The sequence below is a fragment of the Scytonema sp. UIC 10036 genome (assembly GCF_009725235.1).
On the sequence record NZ_WJFC01000074.1, the window covers coordinates 1 to 26,404 of the forward strand.

General features: G+C 40.6%; 25 protein-coding genes. 11 read left to right on the plus strand and 14 right to left on the minus strand.

Features of this window, described 5'->3' with window-relative positions; all coding sequences use genetic code 11:
• Window positions 1–20: 20 nt before the first annotated feature.
• From F7734_RS29670 to F7734_RS29710, 9 genes are all read right to left on the minus strand, one after another.
• Complete coding sequence (locus F7734_RS29670) at window positions 21–881, minus strand: phycobilisome linker polypeptide (RefSeq protein ID WP_155748167.1); 861 nt, start codon at window positions 879–881, stop codon at window positions 21–23.
• A 260-nt stretch (window positions 882–1,141) separates the two neighbouring features.
• Window positions 1,142–1,630 (minus strand): phycocyanin subunit alpha, encoded by a 489-nt coding sequence (gene cpcA / locus F7734_RS29675; RefSeq protein ID WP_155748168.1) that lies wholly within the window; start codon window positions 1,628–1,630, stop codon window positions 1,142–1,144.
• Window positions 1,631–1,707: 77 nt separating this feature from the next.
• Window positions 1,708–2,226, minus strand: coding sequence for a phycocyanin subunit beta (locus F7734_RS29680; protein WP_155748169.1), 519 nt, complete (start codon window positions 2,224–2,226; stop codon window positions 1,708–1,710).
• A gap of 812 nt (window positions 2,227–3,038) precedes the next feature.
• Window positions 3,039–3,548, minus strand: coding sequence for a HEAT repeat domain-containing protein (locus F7734_RS29685; RefSeq protein ID WP_155748170.1), 510 nt, complete (start codon window positions 3,546–3,548; stop codon window positions 3,039–3,041).
• Between the two features lie 10 nt (window positions 3,549–3,558).
• Complete coding sequence (locus F7734_RS29690) at window positions 3,559–4,335, minus strand: HEAT repeat domain-containing protein (protein ID WP_155748171.1); 777 nt, start codon at window positions 4,333–4,335, stop codon at window positions 3,559–3,561.
• A 74-nt stretch (window positions 4,336–4,409) separates the two neighbouring features.
• Window positions 4,410–5,246 (minus strand): phycobilisome linker polypeptide, encoded by an 837-nt coding sequence (locus tag F7734_RS29695; protein WP_155748172.1) that lies wholly within the window; start codon window positions 5,244–5,246, stop codon window positions 4,410–4,412.
• A 149-nt stretch (window positions 5,247–5,395) separates the two neighbouring features.
• The gene (locus tag F7734_RS29700) at window positions 5,396–5,884 is read right to left on the minus strand and encodes a phycocyanin alpha subunit (RefSeq protein ID WP_155748173.1); all 489 of its coding nucleotides are present in this window, start codon (window positions 5,882–5,884) and stop codon (window positions 5,396–5,398) included.
• Window positions 5,885–6,003: 119 nt separating this feature from the next.
• The gene (locus F7734_RS29705) at window positions 6,004–6,522 is read right to left on the minus strand and encodes a phycocyanin subunit beta (RefSeq protein ID WP_155748174.1); all 519 of its coding nucleotides are present in this window, start codon (window positions 6,520–6,522) and stop codon (window positions 6,004–6,006) included.
• Window positions 6,523–7,241: 719 nt separating this feature from the next.
• Window positions 7,242–8,201: an RluA family pseudouridine synthase gene (locus tag F7734_RS29710; RefSeq protein ID WP_347566306.1), complete on the minus strand. Its 960-nt coding sequence runs from the start codon at window positions 8,199–8,201 to the stop codon at window positions 7,242–7,244.
• 1,364 nt (window positions 8,202–9,565) lie between these two features.
• On the opposite strand from F7734_RS29710, the gene F7734_RS29715 reads away from it, so the two are divergent.
• The 3 genes from F7734_RS29715 (at window position 9,566) to F7734_RS29730 (ending at window position 12,860) form a co-directional block, all read left to right on the plus strand.
• A complete protein-coding gene (locus tag F7734_RS29715) occupies window positions 9,566–9,910 on the plus strand; it encodes a hypothetical protein (RefSeq protein WP_155748175.1) in 345 nt (114 codons plus the stop codon).
• Window positions 9,911–10,192: 282 nt separating this feature from the next.
• A complete protein-coding gene (locus F7734_RS29720; RefSeq protein ID WP_155748204.1) occupies window positions 10,193–11,299 on the plus strand; it encodes a response regulator in 1,107 nt (368 codons plus the stop codon).
• Between the two features lie 961 nt (window positions 11,300–12,260).
• A complete protein-coding gene (locus F7734_RS29730) occupies window positions 12,261–12,860 on the plus strand; it encodes a hypothetical protein (RefSeq protein WP_155748177.1) in 600 nt (199 codons plus the stop codon).
• 152 nt (window positions 12,861–13,012) lie between these two features.
• On the opposite strand, the gene F7734_RS29735 is transcribed toward F7734_RS29730, so the two are convergent.
• Window positions 13,013–13,501, minus strand: a complete 489-nt coding sequence (locus F7734_RS29735) for a hypothetical protein (RefSeq protein ID WP_155748178.1) — start codon at window positions 13,499–13,501, stop codon at window positions 13,013–13,015.
• 98 nt (window positions 13,502–13,599) lie between these two features.
• On the opposite strand from F7734_RS29735, the gene arfB reads away from it, so the two are divergent.
• Complete coding sequence (arfB, locus tag F7734_RS29740; protein ID WP_155748179.1) at window positions 13,600–14,013, plus strand: alternative ribosome rescue aminoacyl-tRNA hydrolase ArfB; 414 nt, start codon at window positions 13,600–13,602, stop codon at window positions 14,011–14,013.
• 30 nt (window positions 14,014–14,043) lie between these two features.
• Here arfB and F7734_RS29745 read toward each other — a convergent pair whose 3' ends face one another.
• Both F7734_RS29745 and F7734_RS29750 read right to left on the minus strand, forming a co-directional pair.
• The gene (locus F7734_RS29745; RefSeq protein ID WP_155748180.1) at window positions 14,044–15,282 is read right to left on the minus strand and encodes a family 10 glycosylhydrolase; all 1,239 of its coding nucleotides are present in this window, start codon (window positions 15,280–15,282) and stop codon (window positions 14,044–14,046) included.
• A gap of 23 nt (window positions 15,283–15,305) precedes the next feature.
• Window positions 15,306–15,716 (minus strand): hypothetical protein, encoded by a 411-nt coding sequence (locus F7734_RS29750; protein ID WP_155748181.1) that lies wholly within the window; start codon window positions 15,714–15,716, stop codon window positions 15,306–15,308.
• Between the two features lie 232 nt (window positions 15,717–15,948).
• Here F7734_RS29750 and F7734_RS29755 point away from each other — a divergent pair, with 232 nt between their 5' ends.
• From F7734_RS29755 to F7734_RS29775, 5 genes are all read left to right on the plus strand, one after another.
• Complete coding sequence (locus F7734_RS29755; protein ID WP_155748182.1) at window positions 15,949–16,530, plus strand: TetR/AcrR family transcriptional regulator; 582 nt, start codon at window positions 15,949–15,951, stop codon at window positions 16,528–16,530.
• Between the two features lie 126 nt (window positions 16,531–16,656).
• On the plus strand, window positions 16,657–17,829 hold the full coding sequence (locus tag F7734_RS29760) for an ABC exporter membrane fusion protein (RefSeq protein WP_155748183.1): 1,173 nt from the start codon (window positions 16,657–16,659) through the stop codon (window positions 17,827–17,829).
• A gap of 60 nt (window positions 17,830–17,889) precedes the next feature.
• On the plus strand, window positions 17,890–19,056 hold the full coding sequence (gene devC / locus F7734_RS29765) for an ABC transporter permease DevC (protein ID WP_155748184.1): 1,167 nt from the start codon (window positions 17,890–17,892) through the stop codon (window positions 19,054–19,056).
• Between the two features lie 232 nt (window positions 19,057–19,288).
• A complete protein-coding gene (locus tag F7734_RS29770) occupies window positions 19,289–20,332 on the plus strand; it encodes an AI-2E family transporter (RefSeq protein WP_155748185.1) in 1,044 nt (347 codons plus the stop codon).
• Between the two features lie 211 nt (window positions 20,333–20,543).
• On the plus strand, window positions 20,544–21,224 hold the full coding sequence (locus F7734_RS29775; protein ID WP_155748205.1) for a DevA family ABC transporter ATP-binding protein: 681 nt from the start codon (window positions 20,544–20,546) through the stop codon (window positions 21,222–21,224).
• Window positions 21,225–21,535: 311 nt separating this feature from the next.
• Here the strand turns inward: F7734_RS29775 and F7734_RS29780 are convergent, their stop codons facing one another.
• Both F7734_RS29780 and F7734_RS29785 read right to left on the minus strand, forming a co-directional pair.
• Window positions 21,536–22,129, minus strand: a complete 594-nt coding sequence (locus F7734_RS29780) for an HPP family protein (RefSeq protein WP_155748186.1) — start codon at window positions 22,127–22,129, stop codon at window positions 21,536–21,538.
• A gap of 753 nt (window positions 22,130–22,882) precedes the next feature.
• Window positions 22,883–23,356 carry an energy transducer TonB gene (locus tag F7734_RS29785; protein ID WP_155748187.1) on the minus strand — a complete coding sequence of 158 codons (474 nt, stop codon included), beginning with the start codon at window positions 23,354–23,356 and terminating at the stop codon, window positions 22,883–22,885.
• Between the two features lie 78 nt (window positions 23,357–23,434).
• Here F7734_RS29785 and F7734_RS29790 point away from each other — a divergent pair, with 78 nt between their 5' ends.
• Together F7734_RS29790 and F7734_RS29795 are read left to right on the plus strand one after the other, a co-directional pair.
• Window positions 23,435–24,067, plus strand: a complete 633-nt coding sequence (locus tag F7734_RS29790; RefSeq protein ID WP_155748188.1) for a MotA/TolQ/ExbB proton channel family protein — start codon at window positions 23,435–23,437, stop codon at window positions 24,065–24,067.
• A 243-nt stretch (window positions 24,068–24,310) separates the two neighbouring features.
• Window positions 24,311–26,137: a response regulator gene (locus F7734_RS29795; protein WP_166482237.1), complete on the plus strand. Its 1,827-nt coding sequence runs from the start codon at window positions 24,311–24,313 to the stop codon at window positions 26,135–26,137.
• Window positions 26,138–26,404 lie beyond the last annotated feature (267 nt).

A 26,404-nucleotide genomic window follows, 5' to 3' on the forward strand; every position in this document is an offset into this window, starting at 1 on the left:
CCCCTAACCCCTAACCCCTATCAAGCAGGGTTGATGCTGACAATTTTGCCGCCTTGGCGCTGAAGTTGTTGTAACTTCTCAGAAAGTCTTTCGTATGGCACAAATATAGCAGTGCTGCTGCGGCGTACCTTGGGATAACCCGGACTTAATAGCCCTGCGACTTCAATTCGGTAAACGCGATCGCCTTGACCTACAGCGTTCCCTAAATTCTTCCGAGGTGCAACATCATTTGATGCACGGTAGCTCCAGTTTTCGTTACTACCCGAAGGTCCTACGATGGAGGATGCGCTATTTGTTGCCAGTTCGCGAGCCAGACGAGAGGTTTTTCCTTCTACTTGAGCGCGATCGCTATTGGCATAACCGCGATATAACCGGAACATCCGGTTAAATCCTACTGTTTTTTGTCCTGGTTGAGTTGAAAAACCGCGATAGTATGGTACAACGTTGTCGCCGAAGTTAGTTTGATACTCTACAGAATCAATATAGGAATCTATTTCGGCATCATACCCTTGGTTTTGATACAAATCTAAGTGATAAACAACTTCTGACTCATCGTAGGGAGCACGACCCAACAGATGTTTGTAGTTGAGTTCGATTATTCGAGTTTGGAAGCTGTTGTAGAAAAATTTCTTCTTGTAAAGTTCTGACTTGGCAACGGTACGCACGAACTCCCGGACTGTCAGATTCCCATCTCGCAGGAGTGATTCGGCGCTCTTAAGACGTTCTGATGCCATTAAATAGTCATTACCTAATACTTGCCGATACACGGCACGAATCACCGCTTCGATATCGTCTTTGCTGGCGTTGAGGCGTAGTTCTACTCGAGGTGAATCACTAAAAGCCTCAGTCCCCAGCCTGGATGCTGCTGCTGTAATCGCCATTTTTCTTTCCCCCTATTTCTTTAGCACTTCAGCCAATACCATTTTGGATTTTAGATTTTAGATTTTGGATTGAATAAAGTCTTCTCTGGACTTGATTTCATCCAACTATCTGTCGCATTCTTCGTTCAAATCGGTACCGCTACAAAATGCCTTTGATAAGTATTTTTTATCTTTCCCCAGGTAAAACAATGCCCGGAGCGTGATTCAACTGCTAGGTGATCTCATCCAGCACTTGCATCCCTCTCCGGGCAATACGCGATCTAGCTTAGAGCGTTGATGACGTAATCAATGTAGGTGTTAGCTTCGTTAGCGGCTTGACCGGAGAGACCGTGGTTGGATTTGATGTACTTCAGAGCTTCTACATACCAGCTACCAGATAATTCAAAGGAGCGGTTGATTTCATCCAAACCAGCAATCAAGTACTCATCCAATGGACCGGTACCACCAGCAACCAAGGAGTAGGTAACAATCCGCAGGTAGTGACCAACGTCACGAGCACACTTGGACTTACCACGAGAATCTGCAGCGTACTGAGGTCCTTGCATTTGGGTTGTGTAAGGGAACTTCTGATACACTGTTTGTGTTGCACCGTCAATCAGACGCTGAGCGTTGGCTGTTAAACCACGAGCAGCTTCCAAGCTTGCTGCTGCACGCTCGAAACGACCATTAACAGCTTGTAATTCGGTGTTGCTCAGAAAACGTCCTTGGGTATCAGCAGCTGCTATTGCTTCGGTAATTGGGGTTTTCATGGTATACAATCTCCTCGGTGTTACGTTTTTTTATGCCTAGATACCTTATTGTTAGGTTTTGGGCTTTTCTTGTGCTATTAGGCAACAGCAGCCGCAGCGCGATCGAAGTAGCTAGCTACTTCAGAAATCAATGCACTGCAATCACCAGGGGTGATACCTGCAGGGTCGTTAGCAATTTTGATCGCAGCGTCTTTCATTTTTTGAACGCCAGCTGCAACGGAAGAACCAGGGGTACCTAATGCTTGGTATGTTTCGCGCAAGCCGTTCAAGCAGCGGTCATCTAATACGCTAGCGTCACCTGCTAAAATTGCGTAAGTAACATAGCGCAAGATGATTTCCATGTCGCGCAAACAAGCCGCCATACGACGGTTGGTATATGCGTTACCACCAGGAGCAATCAATTGGGGCTGTTCTTCAAACAAAGTACGAGCAGCGTTGGTAACGATGGTGGAAGCGTTGCTGGTGATGCGGTTTACAGCATCCAAGCGCTTGCTGCCATCTTTAACCAGGTTGTTGAGAGCATCTAGTTGCTCGGTGCTCAAAAATTCACCTCTGGAGTCGGCTTGAGAAACCACCTTAGCAAATGCGTCTAACATGGACTTTTTTCTCCTAATCGCTTAGTTGAGTGCTGTCTTGATTAAAACTGAGATTGTTTTATGAATGAGTGGAATGGTAAACAACAGATACCGAAATAAACTGTTTCTCTTCTTAACGTTCTTCTCTAGCCTGCCTGAGCATTCGCGAGAGATTATGAGAACCTGGTGTGATTTTATGAGAAACTGGCAAACCTGATGAACTGATTGCCTCTTTTAACTTTCGTCTGTTCTTTAACCCCTCCAGATTATGTTTATACAACAGCTATTGGGGCATTATCTGTTACAAATTATGAAGAAATGAGATAGAGCAATAAGAAAAGCCTCAAATCCTTTACATATAAGACACTCAGCCTGAGAAAAGAAAAAAAAACTGTAGCAAAAGTTAATATTCATTTTTTCCAAACCATGATTTCCGTTTATTAATATTTTTTTTATTATTGTTACAACCTAGTTAAGCCAACATATTGCAGTTTCTTATCCAGCGCGATCGCTCACACCGTTATGTAAATAATTCTTAACAAAACGTCCCTAAATATTTCTGCAGCTTTATAAAATTCTTCTTCGTGAGATAAATTCAGCGCAAAAAGCAGGGCTAAAAAGACAAATCCAAAATTTTTGAGATCGGAGGTTGACTTTTGTATTGTATTTTGATATGCAAATGGACGGGACACTCATGAAGGTTGGGCATTGGGCAAAGCAAAAATATTATTGAAATGAATTGTGTCCAATGACTCATGCAAGTTGACAAACAGCAAAACCACCTCCAAAACGTAGTTTTGGAAGTGAAATGTTTAAGTACTGTATAGAACTCCCTACTCCCTACTCCCTACCAAAGCCTTATTGACTCGCGATCGCACAACTTTATCGGTCTCTTGATGGAAAGACATTTGTAAAGCATTGTATGCATCTGGTGTTGCAATTTCTTGCAAAGAGACTGCGGCTGCGTAACGCAATCCCCAATCATCAGGAGCAAGTAAAGCCCAAGTCAATTTTTCCATAGCGTACTGAGTCACACCAGGATTATCGGTGGTACAACATATCCGTCCCAACCCGCGTGCTGCAACACGACGGACATTACCCTGACAGTGATTGGCTACTGCTGTACCCACAACATCCCCTAGCAACTCTGCTGCTCTGGGATCGCCAATTTGAGCCAAAGCTTGAATTATATATGCTTGTACGCCTTGGTCTGTAGAACTACGATAAGCAGAAATCAGTGGTTCTACGGTTGCGGGTGCAAGCTTTACTAAAGACTCCACAACCGTCCCGCATGCAGCATGGTTGCTGTTTAAGGCTTGGATTAATGCAGAGATGTTTGTCATTTGTCAAAGTTTAAAGTTGAATTAGCAAATCATCAATTGCTTTAAACAATAAGTCAGATGTTTCGCGATCGCAAATTTCACTACTATCTAAAACCGATTCTAAAATTCGTTTCAAATTCAGCAGCTTGAGACTGTTTGGAATTCGAGCTGCCAAAATGGCTTCAATAGCTTGTCGATGACCAACCGCCCCTAAATCAAACACAGCAGCCCAACGCAAATACATATTCTCGTGGTTGAGATTTTTAAGAATACGTTCAATGTACTGAGGTTGCTGAGTTAAAAGATACAGGTAGCGAGCAGCTGCACACTGCACTCGTTCAGATGGATGATTGAGAAAAGACTCTATTTGAGGACGAACTGACCAGACCTCTAAGGTACCTAACGCTTCAATGAGCGCTTCGTATGGTTCTTCTTTTGAAGATTGCAGAAGTTTGACTAAAGGCTCAACAGCCCTTAGATCCGCAATAACTCCCAGCGATTGAATTGCTGCTTCCCGCAGGCGCAGATCTTCTTCGCATTCTAGTGCTGCTATTAAAGAAGTGACAGCTTGTGGATTTTTCAGTTGACCTAACGCTCGTGCTGCTTGACGGCGTAGAGGATAACCACCGTTCGGAACTCGATAACGTTCATCAAATAGAGCTTCACATAGTGCTGCACAACTTGCTTGTATTTTGTGCTTTCCCAACCACCAAGCTGCATAATAGCGAATTTGGTTATCTTCACTCTTAAGGGCTGCGATCGCAGTTTCTTCTGAAAGAATTGGTTCTGTTTGATGAGTGGTAGTCATAATAATTCGTAATTCGTAATTCGTAATTCGTAATTTGAATGAATAATTACAAATTACGAATTTTAAATTATGTTTTAGGATTGAGTAATGCTGACTATCTTACCGCCACGCTTGTGAATTTCTTGATAGATAGATGAGAGTCTTTCATAGGGTACTGTGTAGACTTGTCTGCTACGGCGTACTGCTACACCAGTGTTCTGTGAACCCAGAACTGCTTCAATCACAAACATGCGCTTATCACCTCTTACAGGAGAACTGATGAGGGATGGCGCTGCTGTCAAACCACCACCATATGGAGATGTTGATGGTACAATCATGTTTGACAAGTTCATCGAGATTTTCGATCTCAAACGGGAATTTCTACCACCGTATTGTGCGTTATCGCTGTTAGCACTACCACGATACAGTGCAAATATGCGGTTATATCCTACTGTCTTCATTCCCGGAATTGATTTGAACCCACGATAATAGGGAACAACATAACTCCCGAAAGCATTTTCATACTCTGGGCTGTAAATGTAAGACTCTATGTCAGCATCGTAGCCACGAGAAGCATAGAGATCTACATGATAAGCAATTTCTGATTGGTCGTAAGGAGCGCGTCCCAGCAAATGTTTGTAGTTTAATTCAATGAAACGTCCTTGGGAGTTCTGGTAAAAAAATCTCTCTTTGTAAAATTCGGATTTAGCTAAAATCTCAACAAATTGTTGGACATTAATTTTCCCGTTCCGCAACAAAGATTCAGCGCTTTTGAATTTTTGACTGGCATAGACTCCCTGGCGACCAAATATTTGCTCGTAAGCAGCCCGAAATACTAGTTGCAAATCATCTTCGTTCCAATTTTGGCGTAGCTCAACTTTTTTGCCTACCCAATCGTTAACTCCTAGCCGTTCTACAACTGAACTAGTCATCTTTCTCAAACTCCAATTTTGCTAACTGCTCATTACTTAAAAGTTGTGGCTAATGGCTAACCGCCGATCGCTAATTGCTATCAATATTATTAGCAATTAACCATTAGCTATTAGCTATTAGCCACTAGCAAAAGACGTTAAGTTGTTTCTTAGCTCAATGCATTAATTGCATAGTTAATGTAGGTGTTAGCTTCACCAGCAACATCACCACTTAGACCGTGATTGTCGCGGACAAATTCTAGTGCTGCTACATACCAGCTGGGGGACAAACCGAGAGCGCTATTGAGTTCGCTCAAGCCTGCAACAACATATTCATCCAAAGGACCAGTACCGCCTACGACGCAGCAGTAGCTAATGGTGCGGAGGTAGTGATCGATATCCCGTACACACTTGTTTTTACCTTCTTGGGTAGAAGCGTATTGAGGTCCTTGCATCTGAGTGGTGTAAGGAAACTTTTGATACACGTGATTAGCTGCTGCTTCTGCCCATCTCTTGCCATTTTGAGAAAATGCTTTGGCTGCATCCAAACCTGCACGCGCACGGTTGAAACGACCAAAAACAGCTTGTATTTCGGTATTGCTGAGATAAGTACCGCGAACATCAGCAGTTGAGATCGCTTCAGTGAGTGGGGTTTTCATGATCTTCTTAATCTCCAAATGTTAATAGCTGTGATGGCTCAGAACTCAGAAATTGTTTCCTTGAGGAGATCTCTGAATTTTTAGGTTCTTCTCAAGAAAGTCACTTGTAAAAAACTGTATTAAACTACAGCAGAAGCAGCCCGGTCGAAATAGCTAGCAACTTCAGACATAAGTTGGCTGCAATCGCCTCGGCTAATGCCATTGGGATCGTTAGCAATTTTGATGGCAGCATCTTTCATTTTTTGAATTCCAGAAGCTACAGCATCACCAGGAGTACCCAATGCTTGGTAGGTTTCACGCAAACCATTTAAACAGCGATCGTCCAGAATGCTAGCATCACCTGCTAATACAGAGTAAGTGACATAACGCAGAATAAATCCTAAATCACGGATGCAAGCAGCTTGATTGCGGTTGTGGAAGCAAGCACCGCCAGCATTGAAAACTTCAGAACGTTCAGCGACTAAAGCGCGATATGCGTTTGCCACAATAGAGGAAGCGTTACTGGTGAGGCGATTAACCACATCTAAACGCTTATTGCTATCAGCAACTAATGCTGATAATCCGTTAATTTCGTTATCGCTTAGGTAAGAACCTTTTTTATCAGCTTGTTCAACGACTTTAGAAAAAGCATCTAGCATTGTTCTTTTCTCCTCAATTTTATTGCAGCTTATCCAATCTCTAAAATTGGCTTGCGCTTACGTTCAAAGCAATTCTTAAATCGCAGCATAATCACATAGAAATTACAGCACAAATTACCTACACAATCAACGGAAATAACGGTTGCATTGTGCAATTCATTTGCTTGTTGTAGCCTTAGTTCTTTGCTCGATTTCTTAATTACTTTTTAGATTCTATATAGTCCTTGACTAAATTTATTGTTAAAACTTGTAAACTTGTGTAAAACCATACAGTTTTTTACAAAATCCCTTTATCCATCAAGCTTTTAGTGCGATCGGCATCAGCGTGAATTTACAATTCGACATATTCCTTTGCCTATCTTTACCTAATTAGAGCGCCATCTAATAAACGGTCAAAAGTAACATTACCTAGAGTTAGGTTGATAATGATAGCAGCTTTAATGGAAGGATTCAGTGTAAAGTTACGTTAAGTTAATTAAAGAAGATTTTGTAAGATTTCTCATTTTTGTCTCTTTAGCGAGATGGCAGATTGAATATAAATTTTTAGGAATTAAGAATTGACAAAATAGACAATTGGCACTATAAAGTTCATCACCCATCGGTCACCGATCGCTGTTTACACCACCTCGTTCCCAGGCTCAGCCTGGGAATGCCTCACGGGAGGCTCCGCCTCCTGTATGGTGAGGCAGAGCCTCTAGTAATGCGTTCCCAGCCAGAGGCTAGGAACGAGAGTTAGGGATCTGTGTTCTTCGTCGTAAAACCTCTAGTAAAGTTGTGAAAATCTGAGGAAGAGCTGCACTCACTTCTATCCATTCCCCAGATACCGGATGTTGCAACTTCAGTTTCCAAGCATGGAGTGCTTGACCGGGTAAGTTAACTCCCACAGAACGACCAGAACTATAGACGGGATCGCCAACAATGGGATGACCTATTTGAGCGCTGTGAACCCGAATTTGATGGGTGCGTCCAGTTTCTAATTGAAAGTGCATTAAGGTGTAATTACCCAAACGTTCTCTCACTTTCCAGTGTGTTACCGCCAGTCTTCCACCTTTTTCTACTGGAACGACTGCCATTTTTTTGCGATCGACTGGATGGCGACCAATGGGTAGATCGATCGTACCGCTTTCCGTTTTGGGCGCACCGTAGACGATCCCTAAGTATTCTCGCCCTGCAGTTTTTGCTTTCAGTTGAGCTTGTAATGCTTGATGAGCTTGTTCTGTTTTGGCAATAACTATAGCCCCTGTCGTATCCTTATCCAATCGATGAACAATTCCCGGTCTTTGAACTCCCCCAATTCCCGGTAAATTGGGACAGTGAGCTAAGATAGCGTTTACAAGAGTACCATCTTGATGACCTGGTGCGGGATGAACAACTAAACCTGCTGGTTTATTAATAATCAGTAAAGAACTATCTTCGTAAAGAATATCTAAAGGTATCTCTTCTGGTTGAAGTTCCAGTGGTTCTGCTTCTGGTATATTCAGAGTGATATTATCCCCTGCTTTTACAGATATCTTCTTGGATGTGCAGGGTTTCCCATTCAGCTGGACGTTACCTTGCTCAATTAACTGTTGAATCCTGGAACGAGATAGATTTGGTAATTCTTGCCTTAGGTAACGATCTAAACGCGCATCCGAGTCAGGAATTGTTCGAGAGCTTTCTTCTGAAACTTGTATATTGATTTGTGTCACTTGATTTTGATAGCAAACCTTGTTCCAGTGTAGCCAAAATTTCGGTTGTAATTCTCACCCAGTAAGGATAATACTCCTCAACCCCTATTTTCAAGGGGTGTTTTAAAAATCAAATAGGATTTCTGCAGTCGTTTTGTAAAGATTCTGTGAAGCTTTGAGGCGCTCGTTCTTACTTAAATTTTTTTTCTTGCTATGTATAATAAATTGCAATTAGTAAAACGTAATAAATAATACTAGTATTGTATAACTGATTTCTGAATATCTTAGGACTTGTAATAAACACGGGAGCAAAAAACGGTGTAAAGACACATCATAAATATGAAAAGACGCACTGTTTTACGAGCCTCTACAAGGAGCGCAGACAATGTACATTAATTTCTGTAGATGTCTAACTATGGAGATATTTCTTTAATTTTTTCCTGCCAGCAGCTTCGCAGTTATGTATAAAAACACATTAGTATAAAAATATTTTTTCAAAAATTTTGTATAAATTATTTTTTGTATCAAAATAACTATAAGTTTTTTGAATAAGATTTTCTCTCTTTAGACTGATGACAAATTTTCTAAAAGACTAACTGTAGGAATTTTAAAACGAAATCTCTCCCCTGACTACAGTAGCCGCGATCGCATCTGCAACATTGTGTCAAAAAAAGTACATTTTTTTGAACCTCTACTCCAAGTAATAGCAATACTACTCGGTTAAGGGAAATAGTGCGAAACCCAACCTACGTAATTTCGTATTTTTATGCAAAACCTACGCAGTATTGCAAGTAATAGGAGTTTCATTACTATAACTAGTAACATTAACAACTTAAAATCCAGTATAATTACACTAGAAAAATCAGCCTTGATTTTTCGATACACGGAGTATAAAGTTGTAATAATTTCTCTATTAATAGATAATTAAGTATATACACTGAAAAAAATACCAAATAGTGTACATCCTCACAAGACATTTATGTTGGAAGAACAATAACCTTTTATGGTTTCTTTATTCACTTATATTACTCTTTACACATCCTTTAACTTTTTTTTGAAAATTATAGTAACCTAAATGTTAGAGAGCAAGTTACTTATCCCCTGCCCTGGTGTTCGGGAGTAAGCTGTTTATCATCTACCGATTAACTAAAAATTTTTATATTTCAGGTATGCACTGCAGTTCTTAAATTTTGAAGAACAGTGTTGGAATTGGCATCATGTGCCTCAGGGTGACTGCCCATCATAAAACAACGTCAGAGTGTGTTCCCAAATGCGCGTGAAGAATTGACTCTCTTCTTCACCAACCTAAGCTGCCTTCTACCGGGTATTGTTGTCGTATGAATTGACATCCCAGTCACCGTTGGAGAAAGTTTGCCATGAATTATACTCAAGGTAGTGTGATAAGTTGGTTAGAGACAGGGCTATTGAGCGGACAACTGTTATACAGTCACAGCAAGCTGCCTCAAAATGTGCCTATATGCTTAAGATGCATGAAAAGACAAGAAAGTCTTGCTATGCGCTTATGTCAAATGAGAACCTTTTTTGAGAAAAGCTGTCTACTATATCAACACTTTACAGTCAGCCAAGTTTTGCGGCTGGGTGCGAGCGCCCAAATCTACCTCCAACAGATGCTGAGATTCTCCATACAAGCTGTCGGTGATTCCATCTTTACTCTTCTAAAGGCTAATGTAGCCGAAAAAATTATAAATTTACAGGGTTAACAAATTAATTGAGTAGGAATCAAACATCTCCAAACAAGACTCCATAACAATGAGTACCGCCAGTTTTGTGAATTAGCTGTAACTTCGCACTTCTAATTTCTACAACTTGGGCTGTATAAGAACAAGCGTACTTAGGAGAGCGCATAGCACTTCCTTATGTCAACATAAAGGAATTTGCTATCTAAATATGTTGCAATTATCCCGGCATGATATTGTCATGCATAAATTTGTTCACAACTCAAATTTTGTTGCAAATCCTAATTTCAACTTAGAGCCATGAATATGACTACACTTCCCATTGGTAGATACAGGTTTTTCCAGAAAATACAGCCGCTATTTCTACTAAATAAAATGGCTAGTAACCCCAATACTGGTTGTTGGCAAGTTTATAGTCCATCGGCTTCCTGGCTAATTTATATGGAGAAAGGCAAACTCGTTTATATTTCCTATAGCGAGCAAATGTTTGATATTCTTCATAGAAATTTGCAACAGCTAAGCGAGCAAGTCCCCAATCTACGAAGTGCAATCGATAAACACTTCCAATCATTATTAGAACTTAATAGTAATCAATCCATAGAAAGCCCGGAATATAGAGTTATTTGCTGGTTGGTTAATCAAAATCACATAACCTCTGCGGAAGCAGGAATGTTAATAGAGCAATTGGCACTAGACGTGTTAGAGCCGTTACTGAGTATTGAAGACGGCAGCTACGAATTCATACCAGAAACTTGCCTGAATGATTTACCAATATTCTGTCATTTAGATTTACGCGTACTTTTTGAAGAATGTCAAGATAGAAAAAAGCAGAGAAATGCTAAACCTGCAAGTGCTCAACAGCAGTGCATACAATACATTAAGGCAAAAGCCCGAAAATATCAAGCAAAAATTGAGCGAAAGTTTGTCCGACAGGAAAGCAATGAAGTTAACAATGACGAGCGTCAGTTTTTGATTCCTAGCAATACCGCTCCTGAAACAGAGAATGATAATACAAAACAAGAAACTTTTCAACCTTCTACCGAAAACAGACTTTATAAAGTTGTTTGTATTGATGACAGTCCAGTTGTTGTCAATGCTGTGAAAAACTTTTTAGATCAACAAATATTTACTGTTACAGGAATTAGCGATCCTCTTAAAGCTTTAATGCAGATTATCCGTATTAAACCGGACATCATTTTACTTGATATTGAAATGCCCAACTTAGACGGGTATGAAATCTGTTCTTTGTTAAGAAAGCATTCATATTTTCAAAATACCCCTGTCATTATGGTAACGGGACGAACGGGATTTATCGATAAAGCCAAGGCAAAAATGGTTAAATCAACCGGATATCTGACAAAACCTTTTTCGCAAGTCGATTTACTAAAAATCATCTTTCAAAATATTAAGTGAATTCATGGGAGGCGACACCTCTCAGTTTACCCCCTATCGATCTGGTGGCTCTTCCACAGAATGCAGCATAGCAGGCTCTGCCTTGCGTGTAAGCTAAATCAGGAGGCGGAGCCTCTTAAAATGCATTCCCAGCCTGAGGCTGGGAACGAGGTGGGGTGTGAGATTTACCTTTCGCGACTCTGTATCCTCCAGAAAGTCGGGAAGCTGAACCATGCTTGTGTTTTTGTACAAACGTTACCTAACATTACATTTTTGTAACAAAAGCCGGATCTTCAAAAATTCCTCAAATATTCTAACTACATTTAACACAGACAAAATTCAGTTCAATAACGTAGACCGAACCATAGATTCAGTACGTTTAACATAATGGGGTTTAAAAATTATGACGACTTGTCCCTGCTGCTCTAACCAACTGCTACGCCATATCCGTAAAAATCAAGTTTCTTGGTTTTGCCGCAGTTGCTGGCAAGAGATGCCCGAGCTGAATTCAAGAAACCTAAATTCACTGTCTATGGGTAGATCTACTCAATTCACTATAAAACAATTAGTGGTTTCTCATTCATTATAACTTTTTTGTGTTGGTTAATTTTTTAATATTCATTTATAAATTAGGGAGACAATTTTATTGTCTCCCTAATTAACGTATATACTGCATACGAAAACACGTAGGTTGGGTTGAGGAACGAAACCCAACATTTACAGTGTATATGTATCACCTCATTTTTGGAAAGTTATTTAAAAGTAAAACTCAATATAAATCCTCACAAGATACTCACATTTGTATTTCAGAATAAAGTTGTTCAGGGTGAGCATCTCCACACACAACTGACATCGCTCGAAGCAGTTTCAAAAACCTGCCATCAACATGAAGAGCGGATTTCAAGTTTTTAACTCAGGAGCGATCGCACAACCTTTGCAGAGTGCGATCGCACATTCTTTTTAAAAAAGTAGAAGGAAAAACATGAATATAATTGAGCGTTTGTTTAGCGCATTGGCTCTCCAGATGTCTGCGCTTGCGGCGATTTCTAGTGTTGCAACAGCACAGGTGACAACTGTAGCCGATCCGGAGATAACAAAACCAAAGATTTGCTCTTTCGATACAATAGGAGACTTGCTCCCCCCCGCATTAGGCGATCGAAGTCCTTCACAGCTTTCTTACTTAGCACAGCAAGGATTTATTCAAAACCCAGACGGTTCCTGGGTTTGCTATGTGAATGATTCTAAGGACATAAGGCGGTACTATACCCTCTTCAAAATCCAACAAATCGATAAAAAGCTTGTAGCAAGCACTTTCTTAGACGGGGGTCATTTAATTGCAGGTCAAGACAACCGCAGCTTGGACTTGTTTATGATGCTGATTGAGAATCACACCAACGTAAGTTCACTAACCCGACAAGTTATACGCTCTTCTCTGGAAAACTTCATTACCCAAGTACGCTCTGGGAAGATACTACCCTCAAATCGTAGATATCGGTTCGACTATCCAAATCAAGGGTTGCTCTTATACCACCCCCTAGAGGGAAAACTTAAGGGTACGGCAATCACAATTAATCTGAACTGAACTTTCCCCAAAGGAAAAAGAGCTAACTCGTTTCACAAATTGTTATCAACCTGCCCAAGTACTCACGAGATGCTTGAGCGATCGTCCGAATTCTTTCTCCTTAATTTCTCTAACTGTGTGCATCTAGGCTCCCCGCAAAACATATGCCTTGCTCAATGTTCGCAGTTATAACTAAATTTATCCCAAACTCTCTTTTCTTGTTTTCTTGACTCTTTGATACGTCCTTCAACTTGACTATAAGGACTAGAATCGGATAGATGTTCCTTGACAAGCCACTCTGGAGAGTAGGAGATTTCATGAACATAACCGAAACCTTTCTCCACAAGACTATTTTGAACTCTTACAGTTGCCCCTGTGAAGAAATGAGCAACTCTAAAACCTTTTTGACTGGCTATAACTACACCATAATGCTCGTAATTTTTTCCGTTTTCATCCTGACAGTTAAGAGCCACAAGATCTCCTATTTTGATAGTTTCGCTGTTGATATCGGTAACATCAGGAATTTTATCGAGCAGAGCATAATAGTTTGATAGTGCAATTAATTGACGTTCGGTTGCTTTAAACAAAGATTCTGTCCATTTTGGATTGCATTCAGGGATGATTTCTATAATACAATCGAAGATCTCCTTTGGCTTTTTCATATGGTTAACATGAATTGCTACAGAGTTATTACGGATCTATGTGCGATCGCTCATTAAAGCTCTGAGCTTTTTTGAGAAAAATAAGTTATATATGAATAATGCTGCAAATTTCTACCAAAGTTACGATTCCCGACAGCGAGATCGAAATTAGTGCGATTCGCTCACAAGGCGCAGGAGGGCAAAACGTTAACAAGGTTGCCACCGCCATTCACTTGCGTTTCGACATTAAGGCTTCATCATTACCCGATTTTTACAAAGAACAACTTTTGAAGCTTCAAGATCGACGCATCACCCAAGAAGGAGTTATTGTTATCAAGTCTCAAGAACACAGAAGCCAAGAGCAGAACCGGGAGGAAGCCTTGAGACGACTGCAAGAACTCATCAAAAGCGTAGCCGTACTGAAAATAAAACGCAAACCTACCAAGCCAACTCGCAACTCTCAAAAAAAGCGTCTCGATAGCAAAAATAAGCGCGGACAAATTAAGTCTATGAGAAGGAACGTCACCGAATAATATGCGTGCTCGCGTTGAGAACTACTTATCTTATTTATTGTTTTGTGTCAAGGTTTTTAAGGTAGAAGCTGTTTCTTCTGGTTTGCCAGCCAGGGGGAAAACTAAAATACTCTCGATCGCTGGGTTATCTACTAATTCTTTTAAGCGATGAAATTGCCGCTCGCTAATGGCAATTCCAGCATATTTTTTCGCATAATTTAATTCCTCTTTGAAATTTGTCTCATTATCATTATAAGCTTGAATAAACACGCGATCGACATTCCAGTTTTGCCAATCAGCTGCAAAATACCGTTTAGCCCAATAAGGATTATGATGACAAATATCAAAACTAACGGTCGAGTTAGCTTGTTTCATCGCAGTTATCATTTGCTGCAAAAAATCAGTTAAACTAGCGGTGCGATCTATTTTGCCTGGTAATTCAGCATGATAACCTAAATAATCATCCCACTGCACTGCATCGATTTTCGGATACTTTTGGACGAACTCTACTAATATATTTTTAAAGAAATTTGCTACCTCAGGAATCTGCACATCAAGAACATAATGATCGATGCCAGCGTAGGTTTTATCCACACCAGGAACAATCCATTTCCGAGAAACTGCTAAATCGTAAATCGGACTGTTTTTATCTATTTTAATACCTTTCTCAAAATAAGCGTGAACTTGCATTCCTTGTTTGTGCGCCTCATCAATCAACCAATCAAGCCATTTATCTTGAAACTGGTTGGGACAACTTCTGTACCCTAACGTTTGCTGCATAACGTTGCTATTGTACATCGTACAACCATTACCCCAAACACCATGAATAATGGTATTAATTCCTTGAGAACGATAGTATCGAACTCTTTCACGAATCGTTTGTTCGTTGGCATTATTAGTAATTTGGTAGCGACTTAAATAAATTCCTCTAATGACTTTTTTCTCCCAAGGAGTTTGAGATAATGGTGTTGTTTGAGGAGGAGTTGTTTCCGGTGAAGCAAGGCGATCGTTAGAAGCGGAATTTGAAGTGCTTGAGAAAGAGGGAGTAGGAGTTGAAGAAGTCGTTGCAGTAGGAGTTGAAGAAGTTGTTGGACTGGGAGTTAAAGTAGCGGTTGGAGTGGAACTTACAAAAGGAATAGTTATTGGTAAATTCTCAGGCAAAAGGCGGCTGATGTCTAAATGTCCTGGCTGGCTGAACCACCAATAACCACCTCCTAAGATAGCAATGATTATGGAAATCGGAATATTTGAGCATCCGCATCCACTTGGCTCTTTCTTTTGACGCGACATAGTAACGTAATCTCGATTCATGTTTAAATAACTACAATTTCAAATCGATATTTTCCCAATACGTCCTTAAGAACGTGCGCTTCGATCTGTCTTTTGGAGCTACCACCATTTCTACGTTCTGAACCGTCTCTCCTTGAAATGCTCGAAACAAGGGGATCTCTTCCATTGTCATTGGCATTTAAGAACTCTCTTTCTGTTTGTAAATCTGCTTCTATCTGCTTATGCACGGATATCTCGCTCTGCAACTGCTCAATCCTTGCGAGAAGTTTAACTTGAGCACTGTGACGATGATTGAACAAACAAACAAGCAATGACAAATTTACAATAACGGCTGCTATTTCAATGGCAGTAGTCAGTGTATAAGTATCTGTAGTGCAGGCAAGTAAAGCGAAATGCAGGTAGAATGTGCAAGTTATAAATAAAGTTGAGTTCATTAGGAGAACATTGCCAAGTCATCTCTATCTAAAAAAAATACGTACTTGTTACTGTATCAGTTTATTTCAAGGAAAATTATGAAATTTTGATGTAATTATATATACTTATTAGAGAATAAATACTTAAGCTAAACACCACTGTATACAGTGCGTACATAAGAGCATGGTCTTGACAAAGGAGCTACTCCTTGATTAAAGTTTATATAACGAATGTTCGATATAAATATGATGTATGCCAAAAATAGTAGACCATGAGTTATATCGTAAAGAATTACTGAGTAAATGCTTTAGCTTGTTTGCTGAGAAAGGATACAGCGCTCTTACCATGCGCCAGATTGCCGAAAGCTTGGGCGTGTCTACCGGAACCCTCTATCATTACTTTCCCAATAAAAAAGCTCTATTTGAGCAATTAGTGGAAGAAATATGCGAGCGAGATGTATCGTTAGCGATCGCTGAGTTGGAAGGAGCACAAACTCCAAAAGAACGATTAGAGGTGTTGGGGCGATACCTAGTTCAAAAGCAGGATTACTACGTTAAATGGACTTATCTACTCGTTGATTTCTGTCAGCATCCAGACTTTAAGGATATGCAGGGTCATGATGTGTTTCAGCATGCAAATAAGGAGTACGAACAAATATTTTACAGGTTGTTAGGTGTTGAAGATCGAGTATTAGTTTGGTTGGTTATGTGTCTAATTGATGGCTTATTTCTAGAATTGCTTATGAAGAATGACAGGATTTCTATTACAGAACAGTTTGATTTGTTGGGCAAAATGGTAACTGCTTATTTGGAAAAGTATGGGGTTAGTGGTTAGTTGTTGGTTGTTAGTGGTTAGTTGTTGGTTGTTAGTGGTTAGTTGTTAGTGGACAAATGACAAATGACAAAGGACAAAGGACAAAGGACAAAGGAAATATGACAAATGACAAAGGACATATGACGTATGATAAGTAATTTATCTAAACAAAAAAATCAATGGTTGATGGCTTTAGTTATCGGTGCGACTGCCATCATGGGTGGAACAGTTGTTTATAGCATTTCTCAGTTTGGAGGAGTGAGTCAAAAACCTGCACCAGTGGTAACAACTTCACCAATGAAAAAAGTGACAGCCTTGGGAAGATTGGAACCTGAAGCTAAAGTCATTAAGCTGTCTGCTCCTCTGGCATTGGATGGCGATCGCCTGACAAAACTCCTGGTTCAAGAGGGCGATCGCGTGAAAGTTGGACAAGTGGTGGCAATTCTTGATTCGAGGGATAGACTGCAAGATGCGCTTAAAAAAGCACAAGAGCAAGTCAAGATGGCTCAAGCCAAACTTGCCCAAGTTAAAGCAGGAGCAAAAACTGGAGAAATTGCGGCTCAAAAAGCTTTAATAAAGCGTTTAAAAGCCCAACTACAGGGCGAAATCGCCACTCAAAAAGCTATTATTACTCGCCGTCAATCTGAGTTGAATATTGCTCGTGCGGAATACAATCGCTACCAAATGCTGTACCGAGAAGGAGCAGAATCTGCCTTGAACTTTGACAACAAAAGATTAGCTTTTGAAACTGCCCAAACACAGTTAATGGAAGCAAAAGCCAACCAGAACCGTACAGCAAATACACTACAGGCAGAAATAGCCGAAGCTAAAGCCACCCTTGATAAAATTGCTGAAGTTCGTCCTGTAGATGTGCAAGCGGCGCAAGCGGAAGTTGATGATGCCATTGCATCTGTTAAACAAGCACAAACCGACTTGGAAAAAGCTTACATTAGATCCCCTATTTCAGGAAATATTCTGAAGATTCACACGCGAGAGGGAGAAAAGATGAGCGAATCCGGGATTGTTGACTTGGCACAAATCGATCGCATGGTTGCTGTCGCAGAAGTTTATCAATCTGATATTAACAAAGTTAAACTCGGACAAAAGGCAACTGTCACCAGTCAAGCCGTGAAAGGAACACTCCAAGGAGTTGTTTCCCATATTGGCTTGCAAGTTGACAGACAAAATGTTTTCAGCAATCAACCGGGAGAGAACCTAGACAAGCGAGTTGTTGAGGTAAAAATTCGTCTTAACCCTGAAGACAGTAAAAAGGTTGCAGGTTTAACCAATTTACAAGTGCAAACAGCCATTGAATTATAACTTTGTCTTTGATTTAAAAGATAACGGATGTTCGGTATAAATTCATCAAGGGAAGCAATTATGTTTGGTAGATGGTTACGCAGAACACCGCTAGCGTGGCGGCAAGTGATGAAAGAAAAAACCCGTTTGGCGATCGCAGTTGCAGGCATTGCCTTTGCGGATATGCTGATGTTCGTGCAACTGGGGTTTCAAGATGCTCTTTACGACAGCGCTACATTACCCCATCGCTTGCTGGAAGCAGATTTAGTGATGACAAATCCCCAATTCCAAACTTTGTTCTCAGTGAAAACCTTCTCTAGAGAAAGACTTTATCAAGCATTGGGTCATGAAGCAGTAAAATCAGTAAGTTCTATATATATAGGTTCGGGACAGTGGAAAAATCCAGAAAACCGTCTGACTCGTGCTATTCTCATATGGGGAATTGAACCAGACGCCCCTAGTTTGAAGTTACCAGAAATCAAGCAAAATGCAACACAAGTAAAACTTTTGAATCACGTGTTGTTCGATCGTGCAGGGCGTCCGGAATATGGAGATATTGCTAGTAAGCTGCAAAGACAAGGAACCCTAGAAGCGGAATTGAACCAGCAAAATATTCAAGTGACAGGGTTATTTACCGTTGGTTCATCCTTTGCGGCAGATGGCAACGTCATCACCAGCGATTCAACATTTTTGAAATTGTTTCCAGAACGTCAACCCAACCACATAGAAGTTGGTTTGATTCAGCTGAAACCAGGTTTTGATGCAGCCAAAGTACAAGCAGAGTTGGCAAAAGAATTATCAGGGGATGTAAGAATTTTAACACCCGAAGGCTTTGCTAGCGTGGAAAAATACTATTGGGAAAGCCAGGGGACAATTGGATTTATTTTTGGGCTGGGTGTGGTTGTGGGATTTATTGTAGGAATCATCATTGTTTACCAGATTCTCTACAGCGATGTTGCCGACCATTTACCGGAGTATGCCACACTCAAGGCAATGGGTTACAGCGATGGTTATCTTATGCGCGTGTTATTACAAGAAGCCCTGTTATTGGCAGTCTTAGGTTTTATACCGGGATTTGCGATCGCAAGCGCACTATACCAATTGACATATGCAGCAACACTGCTACCGATTGCCATGACAACAAGTCGAGCAATAACCGTATTTGTGCTAACAGTAGGTATGTGTGGCTTTTCTGGAGCGGTAGCAATGCGGAAACTGCAAACCGCAGATCCCGCAGATATTTTTTAAGTAACTGGACTAAATTAAGTACACTCATAAAGGTTGGGCATTGGGCATGGGGCATTGGGCAAAGCAAAAATGTTATTGAAATTAATTGTGTCCAACTACTTAGCTATACCGATTCAAAAAATGTTTGCGACAGATAGTTGGATAAAATCAAGTCCAAGTGAGACGTTTTCAATCCAAAATCCAAAATCCAAAATCCAAAATCCAAAATCCAAAATCCAAAATCCAAAATTGTATGACTGGTACTAAAAAACTACCACGCTGGTTGAATGTAGGATTAGCATTTCCTATCATCTTTGTCAATGGTTGGCTCATACTTTTGCTTTGTCAATACTTACAACCAATCGTGAGTATTGTATTTACAGCCAGCCTGATCGCTTTTCTACTAAACTACCCTATTGTATTTTTAGAAGAGCGAGGAGTGAAAAGAGGTTTGGCCATTGGGCTTGTGCTCCTCATATCGCTACTGCTGTTTAGTATTATGGGATTGGTCTTAGGACCGTTAGTGTTTGAACAACTTGTTGAGTTTGGCAACCGCGTACCAGCTTGGATTGAAGCAGGAAAGCAAGAACTACAAGCCTTAGACGAGCAAACACTGTTTCAGCAGCTACCCGTTGATATCAGTGGAATTGCTAGTCAACTTACAGGTCAACTGACTGGAGCGATGCAATCTTTTACCAGACAAATTATTGGTGTAACACTTGATACTATTAATAGTGCGCTCAATCTTGTTTTAACTTTAGTACTTACTATTTTTCTAGTGTTGTATGGCAAAAGTCTTTGGGAGGGGCTTTTAAGCTGGTTACCCCCTAATTGGTATAACCAAATTCAATTATCTCTCAAGCAAAGTTTTCAAAACTACTTTGCAGGTCAAGCAATCATTGCCATTATTCTCAGTGCAATTATGGTGCTTGCATTTCTGGCATTACAAGTACCCTTTGGGTTACTTTTTGGACTGGGGATTGGGGTAGCAAGCTTAATCCCATTTGGTGGAGTTGTGAGTATCACACTCATCAGCGTTTTGGTAGCGTTTCAAGATGTATGGCTGGGACTCAAGGTGTTAATAGTTGCTGTTGTCCTCGGTCAAATTAACGAAAATGTTGTTGCACCTCGATTAATAGGAGGTATTACCGGGCTTAATCCTGCTTGGGTGTTTATCTCTCTACTTCTAGGCGCAAAGTTTGCAGGAGTCTTAGGTTTACTAATGGCAGTTCCAACAGCTAGCTTTATCAAAAAAACAGCCGATTCTTTACGAGAACCAGTCAGCAGCGAGCGGTAACTGGGGACAAGGAGGACAAGGGGGACAAGGAGGACAAGGGGGACAAGGGGACAAGGGAGACAAGGAGGACAAGGGAGACAAGGAGGACAAGGGGACAAGGGAGACAAGGGGACAAGGGAGACAAGGAGGACAAGGGAGAACAACTACGCTCAATGACAAATGACAAATGACCAATGACAAATGACCAATGACAACCTATAGAGGTATTTTTATGGAACCTGTGATTGTTGCACAAAACCTAAATCATTATTTTGGAGACGGTGCGCTTCGCAAACAAGCATTATTTGACATTAATTTAGAAATTAGAGCAGGCGAAATTGTGATTATGACTGGACCTTCAGGTTCGGGAAAAACAACTTTGTTGACTCTCATGGGTGGATTGCGTTCTGCTCATGAGGGAAGTTTGAGAATTTTAGGTCAAGAAATGTGTGCTGCAAGCCAAAAGCATTTGAGAGAGATTCGCTGCAACATTGGCTATATTTTTCAGGCACATAATTTAATGACGTTTTTAACAGCTAAAGAAAATGTCCGAATGTCTTTAGAATTGCATGACAAGTATCTAGACCAAGACATGGATGGTAAAGCAGTCGCTATGCTTGAAAGTGTTGGATTAGGTCATCGCGTTTCTTATTATCCAGAGAGTTTATCAGGCGGACAAAAGCAAAGGGTTGCGATCGCCCGTGCGCTTGTGAGCCAGCCAAAAATTGTTTTAGCTGACGAACCAACAGCCGCACTTGATAAAAAATCCGGACGTGATGTTGTAGAATTAATGCAAAAGCTAGCAAAAGAGCAAGGGTGTACCATTTTGCTTGTTACCCATGACAACCGCATTCTTGATATAGCCGATCGCATTGTCTATATGGAAGATGGACATCTGAAAGATAAAGTATAGAATATTCATTCGTTCGTAGTTGCGCTACTATAACAAATTCAGCGTATCCGTCCCATAAACCAATTTTGCCCTCAGTTTTTGCTTGAGAGCAAAGTTGTAGAATTTTTGTAGGTTGGGTTGAGGAACGAAACCCAACATTTACAAGCATTTGTTGGGTTTCGTTCCTCAACCCAACCTACTTAATTTCATTGTAGGAGCTTAACCGACAAGTATTGATTTTGCCCTCGGTTTTTGGCTGAGAGCAAAGTTGTAGTTACAGCATTAAATAGTAAACCTTTTTTTTCGCTTCAGCAGTGTGGCAACACCAACAGTTAGAACCAATACTTGGGATATGTTCTCTCTTGAGCCAGATTATTGAAGACTACAGCACAAAGTACCAAAATTATGGAACCTTCTAAGGCAGGAATAAAAAGAAATTGCCAGGATGGTTTTGTCATCATCACAACTAATGCAACTGCTCCCGAAGGAGGGTGTAAAGTTGCAGTCAGTTGCATCATACCAATGGCTGTAGCTACTGCCATTCCCATTGCCCAAGGTTCTGAACCGAAAAGATGCAGAATAGTTAGGCTAACTAATGCCGCCACAAGATTACCGCCAATGACATTCCGGGGTTGGGCTAAAGGACTGTCAGGAATACCAAAGATTAATACGCTAGTAGCACCAAAGGGAGCCATCAGCAAAGGAGAATTAGTTTTTACAGAAAGATAAGCCGTTGCTGCTATTCCAATAAAACTACCGCACCAACTCCAAAAGATATGTCTGTAGTGGGGTCTATGTAAACAAGATGAACGCCTAGTTCCACGAATTTTAAAGCAGTAGTTTTTCCATTTCTCCTGAAAATTTTGATAATTCAACCTTGCTAGATAGCTTGAATAAAACCGCCCTTTGGGTAAATAACCTTTCATAATTCTCCGGAGCAATTACAACCAACAGCCTTCAACACAAGAAAATTAAGTGTATTTATGGTCTTAGCTAATCTTTGTGAGTTAATTCGTTAAAAACTCCCTAACTTCTGTCAAGAGACGGAAGTTTTAATGAAAGTTATCACAATACTACGTAGGTTTTGCTAAAAACATAAATTCAAGGTAGGTTGGGGAGCCACTCGCGTGCTCTGGTTTCCAGAGTTGAGCGATGTGGCGTTTGAGGAACGAAACCCAACATTTATCAGCATTTGTTGGGTTTCGCTTACGCTCTACCCAACCTACAATTTCTCTCAGCCCTTGCAGTATTGAGAGTTATCAGCCAAAATCCAAATTTGAGCGACAAAATCTTTAAGTCATAAATCAGCGTTTTTATCAGTAAAAAATTCAAATTCATTGATTAAGAAAGTTTAATGGTGACCAATTGTCATGATTCTATGACATATTAGTTCCAGAATATCGTTTGAACCCAAGCAAGGAAATACAAAATATATAGAAATAAGCAATAATACTTATAATCTTTACTTATGTAACTTTGGGTAAGTCTTAAGTAACGGATGCGTGAGATCGTTAGCCAAGATTTACTCCCTTCCCGCTAGAAGATTAGCATTACACGTAGGTAGGGCTAAAGCCCACCATTCACCTGTTGGTGGGCAGTGCCTGAAATTATGAATGATGAATGATGAATGTTGAATGATTAAATCTTCAATTCATAATTCATAATTCATAATTCATAATTCATAATTCATAATTTATCTCGACTCGCATATCTTGTCGTCCACCTGCTTGTGGTGCCAATTTCAACTTTCTAACTTGTTCCATAGCAGAGACATCCAATTCTTGGTATCCGCTAGAACGAATCAGTTTCACCTGAGTCACATTACCAACGTCATCAGCCTCGACACTCATTTCCACCGTGCCTTTCATACCTTGCTGCCTTGCAGTTTCTGGATACTTGAAATTACAAAAGGCGCAATTTTCAATGAATTGAGAACCATTACCTACTGCTGATTTCGGTTGTTCCAAGATTTTAGTATCAAAACCACTAGTACGATTTATGCCTGTCTCCTCGGCAGGCGGGATTATATTAATTTTTGTACTAACTTGTGAGCGGGCTGGCGTAGATGCTAAAACCAAGACAGTGCCTGCTACCCATAGAGATCGAACAAGAAATAACTTCACAAAAGCCTCACTTGTAAAAAAATAATCCATAGAGTAGCCGCCATTCTATGCCAATATTTTTCAACAGCCATCTGTTAACCTACTAATTGTCCTGTTGAATAACAATCGATGGAAATCAGGAATTTATTTGTCGCAGGTGGGGTAGTGATGTGGCCCCTGCTAGCATTTTCGATACTAGCCGCCGCACTCATTATTGAGAGAATCTTCTTTTGGGTACGGATTACAAAGCGCCAAAATCAGGTAGTGCGAGAGGTTTTGAATCTTTACCGTCGCGATAATACTGTGGGTGCTATGGATAAATTACAAAAAAATACAGATTTACCCATTGCACGGATTTTTTTAGCAGCATTAGAATTGGAACAACCAAATCCAGAGGAATTTCGTCTTGCTTTAGAAAGTGAAGCTCAAGCTGAGATACCTTTGCTTAAACGATTTCAAAATATCTTTGATACTATTATTTCTCTTGCACCTCTGTTGGGTCTTCTGGGAACTGTCTTAGGATTAATTTACTCTTTTAAATCCTTAAATATTGGAGATGTGGGAGGTACTAGAACAGCAGGAGTCACATCTGGTATTAGTGAAGCTTTGGTTTCGACAGCTTCAGGATTAGTTGTTGCTATTTTTACCCTTCTATTTGCCAACACTTTCCGGGGTCTCTACCAAAGACAAATTGCTCTCATTCAAGAGTACGGCGGACAGTTAGAGTTGCTTTACCGCCGTCGCTATGAAAAAAAATATTAGGGATTGGGGATTGGGGATTAGGCTACAATTTTTTCACACCTCCCCTCTACCTCATAACTTGTAGTGTTAAATCTAGCATCTATCTATAACAGTCCAATTTATATGTCAGACTCAAACTAGCAGCCTTCAGACTTGTCTCTGAAGCTTTATCCATTATAATGTAATTAATATTACACTTTATTCCCAGATGGCTGCGATCGCTATGATTTGAAAAACTCTATATTATATGAGGGAAGCGAATCCGTGAAAATTCTGTTGGTAGAAGACGATCGCCCTACCAGTTTAGTAATTTCTGACATCCTGATTGCTCATAACTATACAGTTAACCAAGCAATGGATGGACAGACGGGTTTAGAACTGGCAAAGGCATTTGAATATGACCTAGTTCTTTTAGACATTATGCTTCCGGATACGGATGGTATTAGTGTATGCAGACGCCTGCGCTCTTTGGGGTATCAAAGCCCTATATTACTTTTGACTGGCAAAGACAGCACAACAGATCGAGTCATGGGTTTAGACGCTGGGGCAGATGATTATGTCGTTAAGCCGTTTGAAATCAATGAATTGTTAGCACGGGTTCGTGCTCTTTTACGACGGGGAAAGAAAATACCATCATCGGTAATTGTTTGGGAAGATATACAGTTTGATACTATTAACAACCAAGTAACCTGCGGAGAAAAACCCTTACGATTAACACCTAAAGAGTACTGTTTGTTAGAGCTTTTCCTGCTCAATCCAAAGCGTGTTTTTAGCCGCAAAGCGATTTTAGAGAAACTTTGGGATTTTGCCAATTCGCCAGGGGAAGAAACCGTTAGCACTCACATCAAATGTTTGCGGCAAAAATTTAAGGCAGCTGGTGCATCAGATCCAATTGAAACAGTTCACGGTTTGGGGTATCGACTGAAAACTCCATCAGAATCAAAAGAAAGTGATGCGTCCGTTAAGCAAACAATCAGCCAAAAAAAGATTACAGCAACCACCTCGAAAGTTTGGGATAAATTCAAGGGTAAGTATGTAGAACATTTTGCTGTGTTAGAACAAGCAACTTCGGCGCTAGCAAAAGGCGAGCAGACGGACGTACTGTTACAGCAGGCTAAATACGAAGCACACACCTTAGCCGGTTCATTGGGAATCTTTGGCTTGATGCGAGGTTCTGAACTAGCAAGGGAGTTAGAGGATTTTTTTCAACCTGACAAGCAGTTGCAAGCTTTGGACGTTAAACATATTGTGATGCTAGTAGAATTACTTAAAGAAGAGTTACAAAGAACACCTGATTTAAAAACAGAAGGAGAGCAAAGTTCTGACTCGCCACTGATTTTAATTGTGGATAACGATTTGATGTTAGCAGAACGAATCAGGATTGAAGCGATCGCTTGGAAGTTGCGAGTGGAGGTAGCAACAGATTTAGAAGTTGCTCGAAAAGTCATTACCCAAACTCCACCCCACGTTATTCTGCTTGATTTTAATTTCCCCAGTTCTACAGAAGATGGACTAACCTTACTTAAGGAAATAGCACAACGAACTCCCAAAATACCTGTTGTGGTCTTTTCTGAAGAAGGGAGTCTGGCAAACAGGTTAGAAGTTGCTCGTCTGGGCGGGCGTATTTTTTTACAAAAACCTCAATCTAGCTATAATATCCTCAAAGTTGTGACTAAAGTATTAAGCAGTACGCAAGAGGCTTCTTCTGGTAATCGGATAATGGCAGTCGATAAAGATGAAGCTGCTTTGTCACATCTAACAAATCTCCTAAAGCCATTAGGAGTAGAGGTCACAACATTAAGCGATCCGGATCAATTTTGGGAAGTGCTGATTGCTTCGAGACCAGATTTACTCATACTAGATGTGGAATTGCCTGGATTAAACAGCTTGGAATTGTGCCAGGTTGTGCGTTGCGATCCGACATGGTACAGGATACCAATTATCTTTTGGTCAGCACGCACGCAAGAGAGTGAAATTGATAGGGCATTTGCAGTAGGTGCAGATGACTACATTAGCAAGTCAGTTAAAGAAGCCGAACTAACAACTCGAGTTCTCCGCCGCCTTAGTAGAATCAAGAAACAGTCAGTATAGGTCCCTAACATAAAAATCCCCTCTTTCCTCGTAGTGTAGAAACTTCATACCACCTCGTTCCCAGGCGGAGCCTGGGAATGCCTGATTGAGAGGCTCCGCCTCCTGTATCGCTCTGCTCCGCCTCGCCGCCTGCATTCTGTGCCTCCGGCTGGGAAAGAGAGTCAGGGATCTGTCCATTGACCCATCAAAACTTTTGCGACAGATTGCTAACCGTTAATCCCATTAGCTTAGGTAGCTTTAATTAGGAGTAAAATGGAGTTAACTTTA

Bases quoted from the DNA above. Each gene is read 5' to 3' on its own strand.
- F7734_RS29705 (WP_155748174.1), bottom strand. From the start codon at position 6,522: ATGCTAGATGCTTTTTCTAAAGTCGTTGAACAAGCTGATAAAAAAGGT.
- F7734_RS29720 (WP_155748204.1), top strand. From the start codon at position 10,193: ATGACTACACTTCCCATTGGTAGATACAGGTTTTTCCAGAAAATACAG.
- F7734_RS29700 (WP_155748173.1), bottom strand. From the start codon at position 5,884: ATGAAAACCCCACTCACTGAAGCGATCTCAACTGCTGATGTTCGCGGT.
- F7734_RS29790 (WP_155748188.1), top strand. From the start codon at position 23,435: ATGGAAATCAGGAATTTATTTGTCGCAGGTGGGGTAGTGATGTGGCCC.
- F7734_RS29680 (WP_155748169.1), bottom strand. From the start codon at position 2,226: ATGTTAGACGCATTTGCTAAGGTGGTTTCTCAAGCCGACTCCAGAGGT.
- devC (WP_155748184.1), top strand. From the start codon at position 17,890: ATGTTTGGTAGATGGTTACGCAGAACACCGCTAGCGTGGCGGCAAGTG.
- F7734_RS29715 (WP_155748175.1), top strand. From the start codon at position 9,566: ATGAATTATACTCAAGGTAGTGTGATAAGTTGGTTAGAGACAGGGCTA.
- F7734_RS29780 (WP_155748186.1), bottom strand. From the start codon at position 22,129: ATGAAAGGTTATTTACCCAAAGGGCGGTTTTATTCAAGCTATCTAGCA.
- F7734_RS29735 (WP_155748178.1), bottom strand. From the start codon at position 13,501: ATGAAAAAGCCAAAGGAGATCTTCGATTGTATTATAGAAATCATCCCT.
- F7734_RS29755 (WP_155748182.1), top strand. From the start codon at position 15,949: ATGCCAAAAATAGTAGACCATGAGTTATATCGTAAAGAATTACTGAGT.
- F7734_RS29760 (WP_155748183.1), top strand. From the start codon at position 16,657: ATGATAAGTAATTTATCTAAACAAAAAAATCAATGGTTGATGGCTTTA.
- F7734_RS29685 (WP_155748170.1), bottom strand. From the start codon at position 3,548: ATGACAAACATCTCTGCATTAATCCAAGCCTTAAACAGCAACCATGCT.
- F7734_RS29670 (WP_155748167.1), bottom strand. From the start codon at position 881: ATGGCGATTACAGCAGCAGCATCCAGGCTGGGGACTGAGGCTTTTAGT.
- F7734_RS29775 (WP_155748205.1), top strand. From the start codon at position 20,544: ATGGAACCTGTGATTGTTGCACAAAACCTAAATCATTATTTTGGAGAC.
- F7734_RS29750 (WP_155748181.1), bottom strand. From the start codon at position 15,716: ATGAACTCAACTTTATTTATAACTTGCACATTCTACCTGCATTTCGCT.
- F7734_RS29785 (WP_155748187.1), bottom strand. From the start codon at position 23,356: ATGGATTATTTTTTTACAAGTGAGGCTTTTGTGAAGTTATTTCTTGTT.
- F7734_RS29690 (WP_155748171.1), bottom strand. From the start codon at position 4,335: ATGACTACCACTCATCAAACAGAACCAATTCTTTCAGAAGAAACTGCG.
- cpcA (WP_155748168.1), bottom strand. From the start codon at position 1,630: ATGAAAACCCCAATTACCGAAGCAATAGCAGCTGCTGATACCCAAGGA.
- F7734_RS29770 (WP_155748185.1), top strand. From the start codon at position 19,289: ATGACTGGTACTAAAAAACTACCACGCTGGTTGAATGTAGGATTAGCA.
- F7734_RS29745 (WP_155748180.1), bottom strand. From the start codon at position 15,282: ATGTCGCGTCAAAAGAAAGAGCCAAGTGGATGCGGATGCTCAAATATT.
- F7734_RS29730 (WP_155748177.1), top strand. From the start codon at position 12,261: ATGAATATAATTGAGCGTTTGTTTAGCGCATTGGCTCTCCAGATGTCT.
- F7734_RS29695 (WP_155748172.1), bottom strand. From the start codon at position 5,246: ATGACTAGTTCAGTTGTAGAACGGCTAGGAGTTAACGATTGGGTAGGC.
- arfB (WP_155748179.1), top strand. From the start codon at position 13,600: ATGCTGCAAATTTCTACCAAAGTTACGATTCCCGACAGCGAGATCGAA.